Source organism: Fulvivirga ligni, assembly GCF_021389935.1.
GTDB classification, from domain to species: Bacteria; Bacteroidota; Bacteroidia; order Cytophagales; family Cyclobacteriaceae; genus Fulvivirga; species Fulvivirga ligni.
In genome coordinates this window covers 5,656,380-5,677,756 of record NZ_CP089979.1, presented here as the reverse complement: position 1 = coordinate 5,677,756, position 21,377 = coordinate 5,656,380, and the positions used below count along the sequence as shown (strand labels likewise).

16 protein-coding genes are annotated in these 21,377 nt (G+C 37.6%); 11 read left to right on the top strand and 5 right to left on the bottom strand.

Going from position 1 to position 21,377, the window contains the following annotated elements; genetic code table 11:
* Positions 1 to 102 precede the first annotated feature (102 nt).
* The 5 genes from LVD16_RS23975 to LVD16_RS23955 all read left to right on the top strand — a co-directional run bounded on the left by LVD16_RS23975 (position 103) and on the right by LVD16_RS23955 (position 6,938).
* Positions 103 to 882 (top strand): sterol desaturase family protein, encoded by a 780-nt coding sequence (locus LVD16_RS23975; RefSeq protein ID WP_233770836.1) that lies wholly within the window; start codon positions 103 to 105, stop codon positions 880 to 882.
* 26 nt (positions 883 to 908) lie between these two features.
* A complete protein-coding gene (locus tag LVD16_RS23970; protein ID WP_233770835.1) occupies positions 909 to 1,943 on the top strand; it encodes an alpha/beta fold hydrolase in 1,035 nt (344 codons plus the stop codon).
* A gap of 138 nt (positions 1,944 to 2,081) precedes the next feature.
* Positions 2,082 to 2,759 carry a hypothetical protein gene (locus tag LVD16_RS23965; protein WP_233770834.1) on the top strand — a complete coding sequence of 226 codons (678 nt, stop codon included), beginning with the start codon at positions 2,082 to 2,084 and terminating at the stop codon, positions 2,757 to 2,759.
* Positions 2,760 to 2,863: 104 nt separating this feature from the next.
* Entirely contained in the window at positions 2,864 to 6,139 is a 3,276-nt protein-coding gene (locus LVD16_RS23960) for an amidohydrolase family protein (protein WP_233770833.1), read from the top strand.
* 172 nt (positions 6,140 to 6,311) lie between these two features.
* Entirely contained in the window at positions 6,312 to 6,938 is a 627-nt protein-coding gene (locus LVD16_RS23955; RefSeq protein WP_233770832.1) for a hypothetical protein, read from the top strand.
* Positions 6,939 to 6,942: 4 nt separating this feature from the next.
* On the opposite strand, the gene LVD16_RS23950 is transcribed toward LVD16_RS23955, so the two are convergent.
* On the bottom strand, positions 6,943 to 7,326 hold the full coding sequence (locus LVD16_RS23950; RefSeq protein WP_233770831.1) for a response regulator: 384 nt from the start codon (positions 7,324 to 7,326) through the stop codon (positions 6,943 to 6,945).
* Positions 7,326 to 9,521 (bottom strand): ATP-binding protein, encoded by a 2,196-nt coding sequence (locus LVD16_RS23945; RefSeq protein ID WP_233770830.1) that lies wholly within the window; start codon positions 9,519 to 9,521, stop codon positions 7,326 to 7,328. The genes LVD16_RS23950 and LVD16_RS23945 overlap by 1 nt, the downstream gene beginning before the upstream one ends.
* A 536-nt stretch (positions 9,522 to 10,057) precedes the next feature.
* On the opposite strand from LVD16_RS23945, the gene LVD16_RS23940 reads away from it, so the two are divergent.
* The 6 genes from LVD16_RS23940 to LVD16_RS23915 all read left to right on the top strand — a co-directional run bounded on the left by LVD16_RS23940 (position 10,058) and on the right by LVD16_RS23915 (position 15,888).
* Positions 10,058 to 11,239 carry a glycosyltransferase gene (locus tag LVD16_RS23940; RefSeq protein WP_233770829.1) on the top strand — a complete coding sequence of 394 codons (1,182 nt, stop codon included), beginning with the start codon at positions 10,058 to 10,060 and terminating at the stop codon, positions 11,237 to 11,239.
* Positions 11,240 to 11,303: 64 nt separating this feature from the next.
* Positions 11,304 to 12,554 (top strand): TlpA family protein disulfide reductase, encoded by a 1,251-nt coding sequence (locus tag LVD16_RS23935; RefSeq protein WP_233770828.1) that lies wholly within the window; start codon positions 11,304 to 11,306, stop codon positions 12,552 to 12,554.
* Between the two features lie 45 nt (positions 12,555 to 12,599).
* Positions 12,600 to 13,589: a lipoate--protein ligase gene (gene lplA, locus LVD16_RS23930; protein WP_233770827.1), complete on the top strand. Its 990-nt coding sequence runs from the start codon at positions 12,600 to 12,602 to the stop codon at positions 13,587 to 13,589.
* A 346-nt stretch (positions 13,590 to 13,935) separates the two neighbouring features.
* Positions 13,936 to 14,199 carry a hypothetical protein gene (locus tag LVD16_RS23925; RefSeq protein WP_233770826.1) on the top strand — a complete coding sequence of 88 codons (264 nt, stop codon included), beginning with the start codon at positions 13,936 to 13,938 and terminating at the stop codon, positions 14,197 to 14,199.
* Positions 14,200 to 14,324: 125 nt separating this feature from the next.
* Entirely contained in the window at positions 14,325 to 14,468 is a 144-nt protein-coding gene (locus tag LVD16_RS23920) for a hypothetical protein (RefSeq protein WP_233770825.1), read from the top strand.
* A 61-nt stretch (positions 14,469 to 14,529) separates the two neighbouring features.
* Positions 14,530 to 15,888, top strand: a complete 1,359-nt coding sequence (locus LVD16_RS23915) for a tetratricopeptide repeat protein (protein ID WP_233770824.1) — start codon at positions 14,530 to 14,532, stop codon at positions 15,886 to 15,888.
* A 428-nt stretch (positions 15,889 to 16,316) separates the two neighbouring features.
* Here LVD16_RS23915 and LVD16_RS23910 read toward each other — a convergent pair whose 3' ends face one another.
* The 3 genes from LVD16_RS23910 to LVD16_RS23900 form a co-directional block, all read right to left on the bottom strand.
* On the bottom strand, positions 16,317 to 18,773 hold the full coding sequence (locus LVD16_RS23910; protein WP_233770823.1) for a TonB-dependent receptor: 2,457 nt from the start codon (positions 18,771 to 18,773) through the stop codon (positions 16,317 to 16,319).
* A 6-nt stretch (positions 18,774 to 18,779) separates the two neighbouring features.
* Positions 18,780 to 19,751, bottom strand: a complete 972-nt coding sequence (locus LVD16_RS23905; RefSeq protein ID WP_233770822.1) for an alpha/beta fold hydrolase — start codon at positions 19,749 to 19,751, stop codon at positions 18,780 to 18,782.
* 157 nt (positions 19,752 to 19,908) lie between these two features.
* Positions 19,909 to 21,309: a tetratricopeptide repeat protein gene (locus tag LVD16_RS23900; protein WP_233770821.1), complete on the bottom strand. Its 1,401-nt coding sequence runs from the start codon at positions 21,307 to 21,309 to the stop codon at positions 19,909 to 19,911.
* Positions 21,310 to 21,377: the final 68 nt, after the last annotated feature.

Below are 21,377 nucleotides of genomic sequence, written 5' to 3'. Positions count from 1 at the left end.
ATAATTACGCTTTAGTAAATCCCCAATATAGTTTTGTACTCAAGTTTGTCAGCCATAATCCTGCGCAGGTGCTGACCATAATTTATTAACTAATTAAATATTATGGAAAGTTTGAGTAATCTACCGACGCCAATAGAGTTGGTATTGGATTCGGTGTCTTTAATTGTATTTGCTATGTATGGTAGTCTTATGTTGTGGGAAGCTTTGTTTCCTGCACGTCAGTTGCCCTATGTTAAAAATTGGAAGCTGAGGGGTATGGTTTCATTTGCCATTTTCTTCTTTTTGTCTTCTTATTTACCAATGATCTGGGATCAGTATCTGGCCGAGTATCAGGTGTTTGACCTTACAGCTTTGGGGAGCTGGTGGGGTGCTATTGTAGGTATTATGATCTATGAGTTGGGTTTATATGCCTGGCATTTTGCGATGCACAAAAATGATAATTTGTGGAAGGTCTTTCATCAGATGCATCATAGTGCCGAGCGCCTGGATACTTATGGCGCTTTTTATTTCAGTCCTATGGATATGATTGGCTTCACATTTCTGGGTAGTTTATGCTTGGTGGTTTTAGCTGGTTTCACGCCGGAAGCATCTACACTTATTATATTGGGAACCACCTTCTTATCGGTATTTCAGCATAGTAACATTGAAACCCCTGAATGGATCGGTTATTTTATACAAAGACCAGAGGCCCATGCATTGCATCATGCCAGAGGAATTCACGCTTATAATTACTCTGACATATCGCTATATGACATCATTTTCGGCACCTTTAAAAATCCTAAAGGCTTTGAAAATGAAACAGGCTTTTATGATGGTGCCTCTGCCAGAATAAAAGATATGCTGATGTTTAAGGATGTTTCAGATCAGTCTGCAAAGTCATGAACTTCTATCTAAAAGTAGTTTTGACAATGTCTGTCTTAATCGGTTTTACAAAGCCGGTGGTAGACGGATTTGAAATGGCTAAATCTCGCCTGCAGCTCTCCACAGGTATTTCTATGGCTTATATTGATGCGGGTAATCCAAAAGGAGAGGTGATTTTGCTGTTGCATGGTTATACAGATACCTCAAGGTCGTTTAAAAAGGTGATTGATCAAATAGTCGACCAAGATACATCTTTGCGTATACTAGCGCCTGATTTAAGAGGCCATGGAAGTACTTCAGTACCTGAGAATCAGTCTTATGAAATAGGCGATTTTAGAAATGATATTCTGAGTTTGCTGGCTAAACTAGACATAGATAAAGTGCATCTGGTAGGCCATTCTATGGGGAGTATTATCGCTCAGGATTTTGCTCTGGCTCGGCCTGATAAAGTTGAAGATGTAATTCTTATTGGCACATTCACATGTACAGATAAGAACCCTGTAGTACAGCAGTTTTTAAGTGAAAGCATGCTGTATGGAGAATGGAAGCAAATTCTTGAAGAGAAAGCTAATGATCATTGGAGCAGTCAGTTGGATAAATTGACACCATCGGATTTGGGTGATAGTGTAGCCGATTTCTTAAAGCAATACTGGGTGACCGAAGCCAGAGCAGATCAGAATTTTTTAAATGAAATTTATACTGAAACGGTGAATACACCGCTGATAACCTGGTATAAATCATTGGAGATGCTTTCCAATGTAGATCATAGTGATCGCCTCAGTGACATCGATAGACCTGTAATGGTCATATGGGGTGGTGATGATGCTATTTTTCAAGAACACCCAGATCAGGATTTGGTGAAGGCAACCCTGAGCAAAGCTCAAAGCAAGTCTTCAGTCCCAGTGTTTTTCAAAACGTATAAAAGGGCCGGGAAAGATGATTTAGAGGTCGGCCACAACTTGCATTGGGGACTCCCTAAGCACGTTGCGGATGATATAGTGAGCTTCTTCCAAAATGGTCAGCCATCATTGTCCAATCTTGACGCTTCTGTTACGTCGGACTTAGATTTATTGGCTAATTAAAGTAAAACAGTATTCGTTGGCTTTAATCAATGAATACTGTTTTTTATTATTAGTCCAGAATAGTTCGTTAATCCATATGTCTTTCTCTCTAAAAAAGTTAGAAAATGATTAGATTAAGAGATCTAATTGTAATGTAAGATGGGAAAACATAAATCAACCATTGACTGGAAGTCTAAATTACTTGATCTGCTAATTGTAATTATAGGAATCACAATTGCCTTTAAGTTGAATACCTGGAATGAATCCATCAAAGAGAATTCCGAATTAAAGAATTACCTGCAAAGTTTTAAAGAAGAGAATGATGAGAATATCGACAACCTGGCAAGTATCATCGAGATATGTAAAAATAAGAAACAGGACATTGACAGTGGGAGAGTAGTCTTAACATCAGACACCAAGCTGGCCAATGCAGATATTTATGGCTTATCTAAAAATCTGATGACTTTCGCCCAATTCTACCCTAATAATACTACTATGGAGAACATTAAAGCTTCAGGTCAGTTTGAGCTGCTTCAAAAAGTAGATATCCGTAATCAGATCATTTCTACGTACGCCGCATTCGATAATGCTGTTGCCATGGAAAAGTTGCTTCTGGATTACTCCACTGATTTTGTTACCCCTTTCTTTTTTGACAATTTTAATTTCTTTGAAAAAAATAAGTCGAACACAGAAGCGCTCAGAAATTTTAAATTTATAAACCTGTACATGGGGTATATCATGTTGCTTGATCAGCAAATTCGTGGCTACGAAACTAGTCTTAGACAAGCTCAGGAGCTGGACCAAAAACTTAAGGAAATGGGCCTTGAGGAAGATTAAGGTATTGGAGGTTATAACATACCATGACCGCTCATAAATACTTCTTTCCTTACTTAATTGATAACCATTATATTGCAAATCTTTTTTAAAACAAAAACCTAAATATGAAATACTTATACCTCAGTGTGTTATTATGCATCGCCGGTATGGTAGGCGCCCAGGACAAGAAAGAATGGAATGTAGCCGAACCTGAAGGTGAGTGGAATTTTAAAGAAATGGAACTTTCTACCACAGAAGGGACCTGGATGAATCTGGATGTTAGTCCTGATGGTAGTCAGATCACTTTTGACTTACTCGGTGATATCTACATTATGCCAGCCGCGGGAGGAAAGGCAACGGCCCTAAGATCAGGTTTGCCCTTCGAAGTGCAGCCTCGCTTTAGCCCGGATGGCAAGAAAATATCGTTCACCAGCGATGCCGGTGGAGGAGATAATATCTGGGTAATGAATACAGATGGATCTGACGCTAAGCAGATTACAAAAGAAGATTTTAGGCTGCTAAATAATGCTGTCTGGACTCCTGATGGTGATTATCTTATTGCCAGAAAGCACTTTACCTCTGGCCGTAGTTTAGGTGCTGGTGAAATGTGGATGTACCACATTACAGGCGGTAGTGGTATGCAGCTTACCAAAAGAAAGAATGATCAGCAAGATGTAAATGAGCCGTATGTGTCGCCAAATGGCAAATATTTATATTACTGTGAAGATGTTTATCCAGGGGGTTATTTTCAGTATAACAAAGACCCTAATAGCCAGATATATGCTGTAAAACGCTATGGAATTGAAGATGGTGAAACTACAACCATCACCGGCGGACCAGGTGGTGCCTGCAGACCTACCATTTCTAATAATGGTAAATATTTAGCTTTCGTAAAGCGAGTAAGAACTAAAACCGTACTCTTTCTTCATGACCTGGCTACAGGTGAAGAATGGCCTATTTATGACAAATTAAATAAGGATCAGCAAGAGGCATGGGCTATTTTTGGTACTTACCCTAACTTCGATTGGTCTCCAGATGATCAGTATATCTATTTCTGGGCTGAAGGTAAAATCAAAAAGCTTAATGTAAGTACACTTCAAGTTGCAGATATACCTTTTGAAGTACAAAATACGATTAAAATAGCCGAAGCACTCAAGTTTAAAAGAGATATTGACTCTGATGAATTTGAGGTGAAAGATATCAGAAATGCTATCACGTCCCCTGATGGTAAATGGCTGGTATTTAATGCTCTAGGGCATCTTTATAAAAAAGAATTACCTAACGGCGCTCCCATGAGAATTACCACGGCCAAGGAGTTTGAGTTTGAGCCAGTCTTCTCGGCTGACGGCAGTACCCTGGTTTATGTAACATGGGATGATGAAGCTATGGGAGCTGTAAAGAAGATCTCATTAAAAGGTAAAAAGAAAGAGCCAGTTAGTATCACCAATGAAAAGGGGATATACCGTACTCCTGCGATCTCTCCAGATGGCAAAAGGGTGGTTTTTGTGAAAGAATCAGGCAACAGCATTTTGGGTGGCACATTTGATAAAAACTCGGGGATCTATACTATTTCAGCGGATGGGGGGCAAGCTAAGCTGGTGACAGAAGATGGTGAGTATCCTCAGTTCAGTGTAAAAGGAGATCGTATTTTCTTCCAAACGGGTGGTTATTTCTTCGGAAACTTAACTAAAAGGCTGAAAAGTGTGAATCTGGCAGGTAATGATGAGCATACACATGTGGAGTCTAAGTATGCCAACCGTCTTATTCCAAGTCCGGATAATAAGTGGGTGGCATTCATTAACTTACATAAAGCATACATTGCGCCGCTTCCTTTAACTGGTAAAACGCTGGACATTGATCCTAATAGTAAATCTGTGCCAGTTGCTCCTATCACGCGTGATGCCGGCATTAACCTCCATTGGTCAGCCGATAGCAAGAAAATCCATTGGACTTTAGGTGACGAATACTTTACCAATGACATCAAAGAAAGATTTACCTTCCTTGAAGGTTCTCCAGACAGCATTCCTCCCATTGATACAGTAGGAGTGAAGGTGGCACTGAATGCCAGATCTTTTAATCCTGATGGATATGTAGCTTTTACTGGGGCTACCATTATCACCATGGAAGGTGAGCAGGTAATTGAAAATGGTATAATCGTTATTAATGGCAATAAAATAGAAGCCATTGGCGATGCTTCTACCGCTATTCCTGCAGGAGCTAAGGTGTATGATGTGAAGGGCAAAACCATCATGCCTGGGTTGGTAGATGTGCATGCTCACGTAAGTGCTTTTGGTTATGGTATCACACCGCAAAAACACTGGCCTCTATATGCGAATCTGGCCTATGGTGTTACTACTGCGCATGATCCTTCGGCCAATACTGAAACAGTTTTTGCCTTATCAGAGCTGATCAAGTCTGGGGAAATGAGCGGTCCAAGACTGTTCTCAACAGGTATTATCCTTTATGGTGCCGATGGCGATTTTAAAGCGAAGATCAATAACCTTGAAGACGCTCGCTCCGCATTGAGAAGAACTAAAGCTTTCGGCGCTTTTTCAGTGAAGAGTTATAACCAGCCTAGAAGAAACCAAAGACAGCAGGTAATTCAAGCTGCCAGAGAGCTAAACATGCTTGTGGTGCCTGAAGGTGGCTCCACTTTCTATCATAACATGAGCATGATCATGGACGGGCACACTGGAATAGAACATAACATTCCAGTAGCACCAGTTTACAAGGATGTTTTAGAGCTTTGGGGAAATAGCAATACAGGTTATACACCAACTTTGATTGTAAATTACGGAGGTCTGAATGGTGAGTATTATTTCTATCAGAACTATAATGTTTGGGAAGATGAGAAACTCCTTACTTTCTATCCTAGAGGAATGATTGATTCCAGGTCCCGATACAGAACTATGGCACCTGAAGAGGAATATAAAAATGGCCATATTCTGGTTTCAGAAACCTGTAAAGCATTAGCTGATAATGGTGTGAAAGTGAACCTTGGAGCCCACGGACAGCTTCATGGCCTGGGCGCTCACTGGGAACTGTGGATGCTAAAGCAAGGGGGAATGAGTAATATGGAAGCTTTAAAGGCCGCCACTATTAACGGAGCAAACTATCTGGGTATTGATGAGCAAGTTGGATCATTGAAAGAAGGTAAACTTGCTGATCTAATTGTTTTGGATAAGAATCCTCTTCAAGGTATAACTAACAGTAATACAGTTATATACACTATGGTTAATGGCCGTTTATATGATGCCAACACCATGAATGAATTGGGAAATCACGAGAAATCCAGGACTAAATTCTACTGGGAAAACAATAAGTACAACCAAGCTTTCGATTGGCACGAAACTGCTGAAAGCTATATGAAAGTAGGATGTAGCTGTGAAGCTGATCATTAAAATAGATCTAAAGAATATAGAAAACCGGAGCTTTTAGTTCCGGTTTTTTTTGTTGTACACATTTGCATCTTTTATTTCGAATGTTCAATGTGTTGACTGATAGTGATATTATTTATAGTTTTATCAACAATCAAATCTTACGATAATTATGATGGGTGGCTTTTTAAAGGGTATGAATGATTCTCTAAAATATAATAGAGAGGTGAGGAAAGGCAGGAAGTCATTAAAAGATATACTTACTGCAGGATCTGCAGAGGAGGAGCCTGATCACATTAATAAAGATGATGTAAAAGAGCGGGTTAGACTTCATTTACAAAGAGAAAAACGCCATTCGGCTAAATCCCGAATATTTTCAGTTACCTTATTGGGGGCAATTATTATAGGAGCCATAGGTACTTACTTCGTATTTAAAAATGCTCCTGAAAGATTTCCTAAGCCTGAAAATAGTTATTTCATCACAAGATACCACAAAAAGAAAAACAAAGAGCAACTCAGAGTCGATTACTATGATTATGCACGGAAGGCTGCAGAAACCAGATATAAAAAAGGTAAAAAGCATCAGAATTCCATAAGCTATTATCCTTCTGGCCAGCAATTCAGGTCTGCGCTATATTATTATGACTCCCTCATAATTGATATGTACTTCTTTAAAAATGGAGATACTATTAAAAACTTTCCCAAAGTTCCCTTTGATAAAGTTTATCATATAGAAATTCCTCAATCTGATTCTATGAAAATAGCTTTTGACTATCTGGATGGAAAAATTATTTATGATTCTTATACAGAAAAAAAATTATAATACTCTAAGGCCTTACTTTTTTAATAAGATCCAACAATTCCATTTGAGTTAGAGGTTTATTAGTGTAGGAAACCACATTCTGAAAGCTCAGTGCCTTATGTTTATCATCCGGGTTAACGGAGGTTGTGAGCATTACTACAATAGAGCCCTTTTTGTCATCTGGAAGTTTAGTATATTCATTTAAGAAATCCCATCCATTCATTTTTGGCATATTTATATCCAAAAATATTAAATCTGGCTTTTTAGTTTCTGCAGATTTCAAGTATGCTAAAGCATCTTCCGCATCTAAAAATGAGGCAACTTCCTTAGTGATATCACTTTTTTTGATAGTTCTGGTATGAAGAAAATTATCATCCTTATCATCATCTATTAATAAGATCAGGTCCATTAATGCTTTATTTTAGATTCGTGAATTTTTAAATGAAAAGTACTGCCTTGCCCTAAGGTGGACGTAACCCAGATATCTCCTTTGAGAGAATCCATAATTTTTTTACACTGAGCAAGCCCAATTCCAGTGCCGCTATATTCATCTTTCCGATGCAGGCGCTGGAACATAAGAAATATTTTCTCCGTGTTTTTACTGTCTATCCCAATACCATTGTCCTTGATGTCTATGATAGAATAATTACCTTCTCTCTTAGCTTTTATGTTTATGATGGGCACATTACCTTTCGGTTGGTATTTAATAGCATTGTTAATTAGGTTGTAGAATAGTTGGAATATCTCATAGTGTGAGCCGTTTATCTCAGGTAAAGCACCACATTTGATAGATGCATCTTTTGCATTAATCATATCCATCATGTCATTCATTACCTCGTTGATAACTCGTGGTATACTCACCCATTCTATGCTGGTGCTGTGTCCAATTTTACTGTATGTAAGCATGTCACTTACCATCATTTTCATCCTATTGGCAGCTTCACATGCTCGCTCTATATAGGCAGAACTGCTATCCTCATCACTTTGCTCTAAATCTTCCTTAATTAGGGTGAGATAGCTCGTTACGGTTCTCAAAGGCTCCTGTAAATCATGTGCAGCGATATATGTAAGTCTCTCAAACTCATTTCTCATATTGTTAGCGTGATCAGCTTTTCTTTGGGTGTCTTTTAGAAGAAGAGCTTCATGTAATTTTTTAATAGAAATAATATCAGCTTCATTCCATGGAGCGCACTGAGAATCAACTAATTGTTGCCATCTCTTGAAAGATTTTGGTTTAACGCTAGTTCGGTTATTAGTTTCAGGTGGATTACTCCAAATGGTGCTTTGTGTTTCTGTTTTTCTGAACCATAGGACCATAGCATCATTAAAATCACCTATTTGAGCCATGATCAAGCCGCTAATAAGCTTGTCAGTCTGAAGGTTCAGTGGCAGGTCATTGACTATTTGATCGGTGATGAAAAAGTTAATTCTACTATCATAAAACCATTTTTTTAGTTTTAAAAGCTGATCGGTGCCAGGAGCCAGACCCATGGTGCTTATTTCTGAATTAGAACCTATTACAGCTACTCCATCTGCTATATGACTAGAATGAATCTTGTCAATTTCATCAAAGAGCTGCGTTTCAATGTCCTTGTCAATAGTTATGCTGCTTATAAGCCGATTGATATTTTTGTCATTTTTAGCAAGAACCTTGTCCCTTTTCTCTTCTGTAATTTCAGTGTACCTGTGAATGAATCGCTGAGCAATGATTTCACAGGCTTTACGCACTTTATAGGATAAGAAGTAAGGGCTTAAATGATGACATGATATGACTCCCCATAATTTGTTATTAGAAATTATCGAAACGGTGAAGGTAGAGATGACTCCCATCCTTGTCAGATATTCAGCCTGGGAATCTGGTATAGGCCTTAATTCTGAGTTTGAAAAATTGATATATAGCTCTGATTCATCAGCATCAGGATTAAAGACCAGATTTTTTGTATCTAATTGAAGGTTTGGAGCAATTCTGCTTTTATTAGATAGAAAGGATTCCCTCACCTCAGTGGAGATGTCTGATGAAGGGAAATGTAGGCCTAATAAAGACTCGAGCCCTTCATCTTTGGCTTCACCTATCACATGTCCATGATTGTCAGCGATAAATTGAAAAATCATTACTCGATTGTAGCCAGTAATTCTCTTTAATTGCGTAACTAGCTCACGGCAAGCCATTTCTTCAGAATTTATATACGTTAATGGGTCAGACACCATTCTTATCATGCTGTGAAATGAATATTCTTTCTTATCGCTCCGAACAGGCTCTAACTCAATAAAAAGCTTGTCATCACAATGGTGTATGATGGCATTCCAATCATTCTTATCAATTTTGATTAGAATAGGATTATGAATAACTGAGGCTTTGTAATTATCAATGTTTTGATGAAGTTTTAACAGCGAAGAAGGTAGCCATCTTTTAACGTGGGTGGACCACATTTGACTTGAATTAAGATTAAAGAGTTCTATACTCCCTTCACTTGCTGCAAAAAGGTAGTTAGGATTAGCTTCGAGAAAAACCAACATGTGCCCATAGTCTTGTATAGCCATAGGTTGATCAATCGGCTCTCTGTCACAATTGTCCACGTTCAATGAAAAATCTTGATATAGCATTAAGGGGGTTGGTTGATGGTTCCTTTATCCTACATTATCAATAATATTTAAATACTAATATTTAATTTAACTATTTATAATTCAATAAGAAATTAATTGTAAGTATTTGTTTTCAGTGGTTACTTTATTGCTTTTCTCATGGCATTTTCAGTTTTGATAAAACCTTGTTGCCAAGCAATTGGCGGAAGGTCTAATAATTTCGACTTATATTATGTTAGCCGTTACGAGGTTATGTTTGCTCTCATTGTAGTATTCAAACTGTAGATATAGCAGTTCATTGAACGCCGGTGGTGGTTTTAACCATTCTGTTCAAAGTGTGTTTAATTCTTGCTGAGACTTTTTAAGTAATCAATATATTTAGTGTTAAAAATTAAAAATACCTTAAAAGGTATCAACTCTGAGTTTTGATTAGTTTTGCTAAATTGAGAGGACTCAGGTCACTTTGAATAAGAGACTTTAGAATTGAGTTTGTTTAAAATTTGAGACAAGAGTGCTTTTCAGCATAAGCTGCATAGCCTCTAACAATTGAAAAAAGTATGATTATATTTCTTACAGTACTTACTGTCATCATTGCCTTCTTATTATTATTCAGTTTCTTAACCACTCTCTTTTCTTTAGTCATGCCTAAAATTTCCTTTCCCGAAGAGAAGGTAGAAAAGGATATGGCTCTCATCATTACAGCTTATAAAAGCATTAATACTATTTCTGAAATACTAGACTCCATATATCGATCGGATTACTCTAACTATCATATTTATTTGGTAGTGGATAATTACGATAAAGAAATTGATATAGCACCAAATGAAAAGCTAACTATTGCTGTACCTGGTGCTCCGCTGAACTCAAAATTAAAGTCCATCAGATATGCTGTAGAGAGTTATGTAAGAGATCATGATACCTCTATTATACTTGATCCTGACAACCTCATTAAAAGTGATTTTCTTAAAAAAATAAACACATTTCGATACCATTACGAAGCTGTGCAGGGTAGAAGAATGGCGAAAAATTTAGATACAACAGTGGCTGCCTTAGATGCAGCTGGTGAAATGTATCATAATTATGTAGATAAATATGTTCCATTTCGCTTAAGAGCATCCTCTACCTTATCAGGTTCGGGAATGGCTTTTACAACCTCATTATTGAAGGGGTTTCTTTATGGTGATATAACCAAAAAAGAGGAGCAGGGTGTGATATATGGAGAGGATAAATATTTTGCTAACTATATTATTGAGCAAGGTCATAAGATAGCTTATGAATACGAAGCTATCGTGTATGATGAAAAACTTGAGAATAAAGATCAGATAAAGAATCAGAGAATTAGATGGTTCAAATCATACTTTATTAATTTAAGATATTCTTTGGGTATCATTCTTAGTGGTTTCTTCCGACTAAGATTCGTGAAAATGCTATTTGGTATCTATAGTGGACTTCCTCCCTTGTTCCTACTTATGGCAGCGGCATTTTTTCTTGCTGTAGCTTGTCTTTTTGTAGCACCAATACTTACAGCAGTGCTCGTTTTCTCTGTATTCATGTTCTTTGTTAATTTTGTATGGGTACTAAAACTAGCAGGTGCCTCTAAAGATATTTGGAGAGCACTGTCTAAATCTCACATTTTCATGATGGAACAGCTTAAAGCTATCCTTACCATGCATAAATCTAAGAATGACTTTTTGGTGACAGAAAACACCAAAAAAGTGAAGATTGATGAGCTTTCTTAGAGTGTAAGTCAGTAATTGATTCTTATATTTTAATATTATATTGGCATAAAATATAAATGCTAATATGTTAAGTCTTTATCGTTTTTCTCTATTTGCAGTTTTATGTATTGCAGTGCCTGCAACTAATCTATGCGCTCAACAGCCTGGTGAGTTCTTGCAGAATGCTATAAATGAGTTGTCTCAAATAAAAAATTGTGAATATGTATTGAACGGTAAAGATTCAGCGCCTTTTGATACCACTAATTTTGTGTACAGTTATGTTGAGAAATTTCAAGGCTATAGAAATTTGGAAGACTCAGTGGTGGGTTACACTTATAAAAGGTTTTTGAATGACACGACCTTGGTGACTCAGGTATACGATGGCAAGTTTGTTGCGGATTTTAACTGGTCAAAAAAGGAAGTAATCTTAAAAGACGTCATTATAAAACCAGAGGAAAGGTTTGTCTTACACGCTGCATTTTATCTACAGGTGCAAACGCTTTTAGAGTATTTTTTGTATCCAGGTCGTGGTCATCAGCAAATTTTGTGGCAAAATTCTGATGAAGGAGAAGTTGACATTGAGAAGGAAGTACATCGATACAAAGTAACGGCCGATAATGATAGTATATTGCAGATAGATCTTCAGTTTAATTCTCATAGAATTGAAGTTCAGGGTAATCTAATAGTTGTGCAGGGAAGAAAGGGGTATGCTAATTCTACTTATACTGTTTGGTTTGATAAAAAATCTTTACTCCCTTACAAACTCTATCGTAAACAAGAGCATCATGCCTCTATTGTGGAAATTGTTAAAAGTCAAATCGGTAAATCAAATATGAACCCGATCGATGCTTTAGCCGAAATTCCACAAAATTTCAGCATAAAAAATGAAAGAATCAGTAAGCCTACCATTAATATAGGAGATGAAGCACCTGAATTGGGGTTGAGAAAACTTGACGGCAGAGAGTTTCCTCTCCAGGGGGTGAGTGAAAAAGTAATTCTGATCGATTTTACATCTATTAGTTGTGGGCCCTGCCATTTATCGCTTTCAAGGTTAAAGAAAATCCAAAATGAATTTGTTGACAAAGGCTTTTCGGTGATAAGTATTGAAGTGTATAGAAATGATAAAGATGCAATTAGTAAGTACTTAAAAAAGAATAGTATTGAATATCCATACCTACTGCCAGATATTAATTTGCTTGAGCAATATGGGGTTCAAGGAGTGCCGTTTTTTGTTTTGTTAGACGAGAATCGTATTGTCAGGTCGGTGTTTACAGGATTTTCCGAAAAGAATATGGAGAGTATAAGGAATAAGGTAGAAGAACTTGTATCTGATTAATTAGCCGCAAGACATTCCTAAGTTGTATTATGAAATATTTAAATTATGATATGCATAGATAACCCCAGCATAGAACCTTATTTTAATCAGGCCGTCGAAGAATATTTTCTAAAGAATTTCGATGAAAATATATTCATGCTTTGGCGGAATGATAATGCAATCATAGTAGGTAAACATCAGAATACTATCGCTGAGATTAATGTAGATCATGTAAAAGAGAAAAGCATTAAGGTGGTGAGAAGGCTAACCGGGGGAGGGGCAGTTTTTCATGATTTGGGTAATATCAATTATACATTCATCATGGGTTTTGGTGAAGAGGGAGCGAAGGTAGATTTTAAAAAGTATAACCAACCCATTATAGATGTGCTAGCCTCTTTGGGTGTAAAAGCTCATTTTTCTGGGAGAAATGACATACTAATTAATGATCAGAAGTTTTCAGGGAATGCTGAGCACATATTCCATCAAAGGAAAAGGGTTTTACATCACGGAACACTATTATATTCTTCTGAGATAAAGGATATTTCAGATGCACTGAAAGTGAACCCTCTGAAATTCCAGGATAAGGCCCGCAAGTCGGTTCGCAGCAGGGTTACGAACATTTCATCACACTTGAAGGAAGATATCGGAGTAGATCAGTTTAGAAAATTGGTTATGGATCATATCATAAATATGTACCCTGATGCTCAACCTTATGTGCTAACAGAAGCTGATAAGGCAGCGATACAAAAGTTAGCTGATGATAAATATAGCACCTGGGACTGGAACTTTGGACATTCTCCGAAATATGCCTTAAAGCACGGAGTTAAAACTCCTGGAGGGCATGTGGAGGTACATATGAATGTGGATAAAGGCATAATTACTGCTTTAGAGATCTATGGAGATTACTTTGTAAATAAAGACATAGAACCTATAATAGAAGCTTTAATAGGAAAGGAACACCGAGAAGAAGTGGTTTCAAGTACGCTAAATGATCTTAAAAGCAGCGAATATTTCAGTAATATCAGTGAGGAGGAGCTATGCAGAGCCTTTTTTTAAATTCCTCCACTCTATCACACTTTGAGCATAATTATCATTTACTAAGTCAGGTAATATAAATACCCCAAATTACGGGCTAGACATAGTAGTTAGTCAGCCTTATGGCTTTATTTAACGGTTTTTGAGCTTCTCTGGCTGACATTTAAATTCATAATAAAATGGAGTAGACGTAAGATTTTGCAATTAAATAAGAGAGAAAGTTGCAAAATGTGAAATAAATGACCCCGTGAACATATGCCGGGACCACTGAGAATATAACTAATTAAATTAATTATTATATTTATGTTATCGTTGTGTATCTCAACTGCACCTCGAGCATTAAGAGTTCAACTAAACCTGTATGAAAATGAAGATCTTATCTAAGGTATTTATTATTGTCGCTATGGCGGGCTTTTTTTCATTAGCCACATCTTGTAGTGATCCGAATTTTGAATCTGAAAAATATACTACTCCATCAGGTAATGAGGGAGAGCCAGTTGGTGAACGTGAAGATGTTCAAGCCTATACTGATCCACATGGTAATGAGGGTGAGCCTGTTGGCGAAAGAGAAGATGTCCAAACCTATACTGATCCTCATGGGGACGAAGGTCAGGTGGCTGAGAGAGATTAAGTTCGAAGCTAGTCTTTTAATTCAAATGGTATATAAGTGGCTTTACCTGTTATGGATATATTGTGACAAATAATAAATATTTAGCTATATTGTAAAATATGTCACTAAATTAAATTAACGATACTATGAGAATTTTAAAAAGAATACTTTTTGTAGCTGCCATATCTAGCTTTTGCTTAGCGTCTTGTAGTGATCCTAACGGGGATGTAAATCCTAAGAATACAGAGCCTCATGGGAATGAGGGGCATGAAGTTGATAGAGATGGATAAGCCTAAATTAGATCAACTTATAAATAAATTAATTAGTCAGTGTCAACCTAATATTAAAGTAATGACTAACCTAAACCCACGAAAGATATTTGTGTACTTGATGATAGCACTTTGTTTTAGTGCTTGTGCTGATCAAAGTGATGATGTTTCCATCAACACAATACCGGAGGATGCACAATCTCTGGAAGGATTATTAAATGATCCTAATTTAACTGATTTGAATCGCATGGATGTTTATTTCAATTTATACAAAAGTTATAAATCATCCGATCCTGAAACCGCTCTAATTTATATTGATAAACTAAACACACTTGCGATAGAAGTTGAAAATATTGAGTATCAAGGTCGATCAGAATTTGTGAAGGGATCTTTATTAAGAAAAGATGGTAATCATGAGGCAGCGCTTGATCATTACTTAATTGCTTATGATTTGTATTCTCAAGTTGATGATATTGTTAGAGTAGCAGATGCATTAAACAGCATAGGACTGATCTTTTTGGAAGTGGAAGGATATAATCAAGCACTTCCTTATTTTGAAAAGTCAGCTAAAATTTATCATAATGAAAAAGATTTCAAATACCTTTCATATGCGTATTCAAATATTGCGACATGCTACTTGAAACTGGAAAGATGGGATGATGCGAAAGTATTTCAAAATAAGGTGATTAACATTAATACTGATAATAGTGAAGATTTGTCGGTATTTTATACAGAGCTTGGTAATATTTATTACCTAGAAAAAGAATATGATCAAGCAATAGAAAACTATCGAAAAGCCTTAGCTTTCTCAGAAATATCAAGTGAGCAGAAATATAAGACATATGATAACCTCGCCAACGCTTATATGTATAAAGGGGACTTCAGCGAAGCTAGCAATTGGATATCTAAAGGAAAGAAATTGCAAGGTGAAATTAATCTAAGTCAAAAGTCAATTATTGAAAGCCGTAACATAGAAGGCGAATTCTACCAACTACAGGGAAATCATAAAAAAGCTATTGAAGTTTTTAATCAAGCTATTGAATTAGCTGATAAAGAGGTGATTAATGAGTATTTCGTAAGTACATTAGACCTCATTTCTAAATCTCAAAGAGCTCTAGTGTCTGAAAATGCCAGAGTGGATCATCAGGATATTTTTAGAGTTGAGGATCTTCGTAAGCATCAAGAAGAATTGAAAGCAGAGTTAGCTGATCAGCTGGATTTTAAAAAGCTGCAGGTAGTGCTTGATAAAGAGGTGGAAGCGCATCACCGTGAAGTGAAGCAGGCTAAATTAGAAGCTGAGCGTATGACGGTGCTGAAGTTTGCTGGAAGCTCTATCGCATTTGTAATGTTATCACTAATTGGTGTAACGCTATTCATCAATAGAAAAAAGCAGAATTACGAAAGTAAATTTCAAAAGATAAAGGCATTATTTGAGGAGTAATTTTACTCCTCTTTACTGGCCTATTCATTTCTCAGAACTAACGTTCAATTAAGATTAACTGTCTACTCTGTACTTATATGGAGTAGATTTTTGATTTTAACCATGTCAGGAATACCTTCCAGCCAACCTAAGACACTGTCGGTTTTCTGAATCGTAATTACATTCCAATATCTTTTCTTCTAAGACCTAGCTGCTGTCTTTATCATCTATTAGATTTCTCTAAGGCACCTTAAAATACAACCAATTAGGTAGCAAATCCGAAGTTTTGAAATTGATGTGGAGCTACTTTTATCAGTAGAGAATTCCTCTCAAATACAATAGGGTAGTTTTCTGGATGGGGGACTATAAAAAAAGGTACGCTATACTTAGAGTTCAAGACTCATAAGAACAGCATACCAATTATTATTAAAGGTTGGTTGGGATTCTTTTTACTTGCTTGTTTTTTTACTTATCGCTGGTAAGTCCAGTTTCAGCTGTACGCTATATAATCGGCCTATGAATGGAGAGGCAGTGAATTCTCTGAACTCTGCATCAAATGGGTTGGTCACCTGTCCTGATAAGCTTAGCTTATTCTGAATAATATGATAGCCTAAAGAGAGGTCTACGTCTACAAATCCTCCTAAGGGACCATAGTTCCAGGTATCAGCGCTTCTAGCATTTTCCTTGATAGGAACTCCACGGTAACTCAACTCAGGTTGCGACTTGGCAGCAATTTGGAAACTAGAGAAGTAATCATATTCTTCAACCCAACGCGCGAAGACGGTTCCGAAAAACTTATTACCTGAGTAGTTTAACCCTAATCCTGCTCTGTTCTTGGGAGAGTTAACCAGAATGTCAAGTTTAGTTACCTTCCCATCTTTGTCAAAATCGTTGTCCAGATCATCTTCATCCACAGAATAATCGAAGAATGAATAATTGAAATCAAGAGTTAGATGATTCATCAATTGGTAGTTCAATCCTATATCAAAGCCAAACGTGTTTACTTCTCCAAAATTCACGTAAGTGGCTACTAGTCCGCCGTATACACCATAGCCATCTTGTACCTCTGACATAGGTTGATCACCCCTTTCGGTGGCTACTCCAACTACGGTTACCGGGCTTAGGAAATTCTTGGATTTGTTGTAGTAAGCATTAATGTCAGTATATAATCTGTTATTTAATTTGCCTTTGTAGCCTAGTTCAATAGTCTGAATTTCCTCTACTTTCTGTTTTTCTACCGCTGATCCATCGTTTAACGTAAATCCTTCAGCATTGCCTAGAATAAGTCCGTTGAATAAGTTTCCATACATATTTAATATGGTAGGCGCAGCTATTCCTTTACTGTAGGTCAGGCGAATAGCACCATCTTTACCCACTGATTTTACCAAGCCTGCTTTTGGTACGAAGTTAAACTCATACACCTCGTGATAGTCTCCTCTGGCGACTGCAGTTAGTTTGAACCCATTGCCGAGATCGTAGTCAAACTGGCCATATACACCAAATTGGTTGATAGTAATGTAGTCATCTTCATCTTTATCTAGCAGATATGTGCCATGGCTATTGGCCATATCTCTTTGCCCTTGGGCTCCTACCACTATGTTAAGCTTGCCCAGGCTGTTGTTGTACTGAATTTCACCATTTAAACGACGGGAATCATCTATAAATAAGGCACCACTTTGGTAAGAAAATGCTCCTCTTGCCTGGTTATCTGTTAGGCCTGAATCAATGCCTCGATAATATTGCTTAGTGCGCTCGTCTATTGAATAGGTAGAGTCTGTTTTGCTGGTGGTGTAGTATGCTTGTGCAAACCAGTGTTCTGAGATGAGTTTCAATCCATAGTGGTTGATTTTCCAGTCTTTAATTTGATTTCTTCCCACATTGGTAGGAGCGAGGTAAGTGGTATTACTTCCTCCCCAGGTGGCTACAAGCTCGGCGCGCTCGGTGATATTATAAACCAGGGAAGCGTTGCCCTTTAAAAAACTGAAGTCATTGTCTAATTCCAATTCTTCATATGCGCCTAATGAGCCGCCTCTGATCATGTACACGGAGTCTACAAAATCAAATTCGGTGCCTTTGGTATATTCCCCAGATACTCTGAAGGCAAATTTATCATTCAGTACCTGAGCATGTCTTACTCTGGCCGTAAGCATATTTTGGTTACCAGCGCCTAAGGCTATGGTTGTACCTTGTGAAGCACGTGGATCTTTCATAATAGTATTTACCAATCCATTGTGGGCATTAGGTCCATAAAGTGCAGCATTAGGTCCTAAAATAACTTCTACTCGATCAATATCTTCTTTAATAAATGTTGATAAAGGCCCCAATGGAAGGCCTGTAGCAATTAAGGTGGCGAATCTGCCATCATTCACTTGTAGGTTTTTAGAATTGAAGTTACTGTTGAAGCCTCGTATATTTATTCCGGTGCCGATTACCCCTGATCGTACAAATTCAACACCTTTTACACGAGAAAGTAATTCTCCTGGGTTGAAAGAGGGTAGCTCTTCGATGGATTTAGAATTGATTAGTTGAATAGTTGCTGGCGTTTTTGTGATCTTTTCGGCTTGGCGAGTCCCTGAAATAACCACCTGATCAGCCATAAAGATCAATGAAGGTTTCATAATGAAATCTCCTAAAGACCCAGAGCCCTGAATTTCCTTCTCCTGGCTTTCAAATCCTATATAGCTAAAAATGATAGTAGCCGGAGTAGATTTTAAACTTAATCGGAATGAGCCATCTACATCAGAAGAAACACCTTGCTGGGTTCCTTTAACTCTGACGCTTACGCCTGGTAGCGGCTGCTGGCTGTCTCCATCTAACAAGCGCCCAGTAACAACGGCTTCCTGCCCAAAGGCAAAGCCTGAATAGAGCAGGCATATGCCACACAAAATGGTATATAAGATTTTCATAGTGAGTTAATGGTTATTAGTACGTAGAAATTTATTAATAAGGGTATTGATTTTTTCTGGTTGGTCGAAATGTGCAAAGTGACCGGCTTTGTCTATCATATGCATCTCAGCATGTGGGATAGCTTCTTTTGCTCTGTTGGCTATGAACTCTGTGGTTAGATCTTTATGCAAATACCGATTAGGAATAAGCTGATCTTGCTTGCCAAATATGATCAAGCTGGGGCACTGAATATTTGACAGCTGATCATAAACCGGCCCATTTAGCATCCCTTTTATACCTTCAGATACTACAAAGCAGTAATCTTTGAAAAGCGGATCTGTTTTAATGAGCATTCTATCGTTATACATAAACTCGGCTCTCTCATCCATGCTGTAGAAGTTCATATTGAGGTTAGCTCTGTACTGCTCATCGCTTACTGATGCGATTAACTCAGGGGTACTCACTTTTTTCAAAAAGGCCGCTTCCTCTTCTGTGAAAGTTTCAATGCCGGCAGGTGCTATCAGTACTAGCGATTTTATCTGATCTGGTCGATCCAGTGCCATAGTAAGTCCGATTTGCCCACCCATAGAATGGCCTACCAAATGATAGGACTCGATGCCCAGTTTTTCCATGAGCTGAAACAGGTGCTTGCTATGAAAAGCCATGCTTGCGGGATATTTGCCTTTAGATGATTTACCATATCCTGCCAAATCCACAACAATGCAACGGTAAGTCTTTGAAAGCTCTTGAACAGTATATTTCCAACTGGGTGCATAGCTTCCCAGTCCGTGCACAAAAAGAATAGTTTCTTCATTTGCTGATCCTTCATCAGCGTATGCTACTTCAATACCTTCAATCGATTGCATAATATGCATTTCAAAAGGGTATACCAGTTCACTAAACTTATCTTGCGCTTTGGTATGTGGGGTATTGGTTGTCATCATAAGAAAGATCAATAAGGATAATTGGGATACTCTATTAAAATATATAGCTGTCATTGCTTTCGGTTGATTATATAGGCTAAGCTATGAAAGCTAATGGCATTGTAATTCCAGAGTTGTATAAAAGAGGGATTGACTATTACGCTTAGAATTATATTATTATTCTCATTGAGTATTTTAAGGCCATTTGTAATTTTGTGAAAGGGTGCGACTTTTAAGTGAAGAGTTCAGGAATAACTTTTCGGGTGTCGGCCAGAAGTTCATTTACTGCTTTACTTCTGTTACTGATTTTGTCATAGACAGAAAGAAATGCCTTTGTATACTGCTTTAATTCTGGTAATTCTATTTTTTCACTCTTGTATGAAGCAGCATAGTAGTACCATTCCAGCGTGGCCACGGATTTAATTTTTTCCAGGTATTTAGTCTCGCGATCGATGAGTCGGAATTTGTTTATTATCTGAATAATTTTCCTATAATGACCATGTAGCAGTAAGGCTCTGAAGTATACTGTAAAATAGAAATGCCATCTGTGCTGCAATAGCTCTTTTTTATAGGCATTCAGAAATATTTCGGCATGCGTAATGGCATTGGAAATCTCTCCTGAATCTGTGAGACAACGCACATAGGAAGCTACAAAGCTCACTCTATGATGAAAGTTTGAAGTTTTTTTAGCCTGAGGAAAGGCCTGCCTCATTAAAGCCAATGCTTCCTTGATTTTTCCTTTTTTAAGAAGAACAGTGTTGAGATTATTAATGTAGTGCAGGTAGTCGCTGTTTTCAGTTCTTATAGAAAGGTAGCCATACTTTTCCGCCAGGTCCAGCTGATTGGCTTTGCTATGGTAAAGCAGCCGGTTGCCATAATAGTTGATCAGAATGCGTTTACTATAAAAATTACCTGACTCCAGCAGTGGCTCCACCTCTTCGAAGAGGTTCTCCATTTTCTCTTGCTGGTTATAGTTGTAATAAAGAAATATTAGTCTAACTAGCGCATAATAGCGATTCATGCCATCCATCATGGGATCTCTGAAAATGGTCAATAGCCAACTTTCCCATTGTTTAGACTCCTTATCATTGAAAGTATACTGACTGGTGATGTCCGAAGTGGCTTCTTGTATACGGCCATATACCAGCCGGCAATGATCGTAGCTGTTTTTATATTTATTCACAAAACTGACCACCTCATTATACTCCTTGTGGCGCATTCGAATGAGCAGATAGTTGAGCAAATGCATAGCCAGTTCAAACCGCTTCATGAAGTAATAATGGCCTGTATCTGTGCTTTTTATGAGCTTCAGAAGCTCCAGCTCATTGTCAAAATTAATAGCATCCTTCATGAGCTTCTGCTCCAGATTGATCAGATAATCAAATTCAATATCGACATCACTTTGCGACAAGTTATCCGATATCCACCGCATCATGCGGCTATATTTGCGCTTATCAATATGGGTAGAAAAGCCTGCAGTATCATTAACCCCGGCTACCAATTCGTGTGTTTGCTTCAGTATGGTGAGGTTGTCGGGATCTTCAAACTGCTGTTTGTTCAGAAGGAAGGTAGTCTCATGAGGTAAGAGACTATCTATAAACTCATTAAATTTCTTAAGCTTTTGTTTTTTCAAAGTGCGCTATCCTAAAAGAGGTTCAGTAGCTATCAATTTAATTGATTTTTATGATATTATAAAAATGA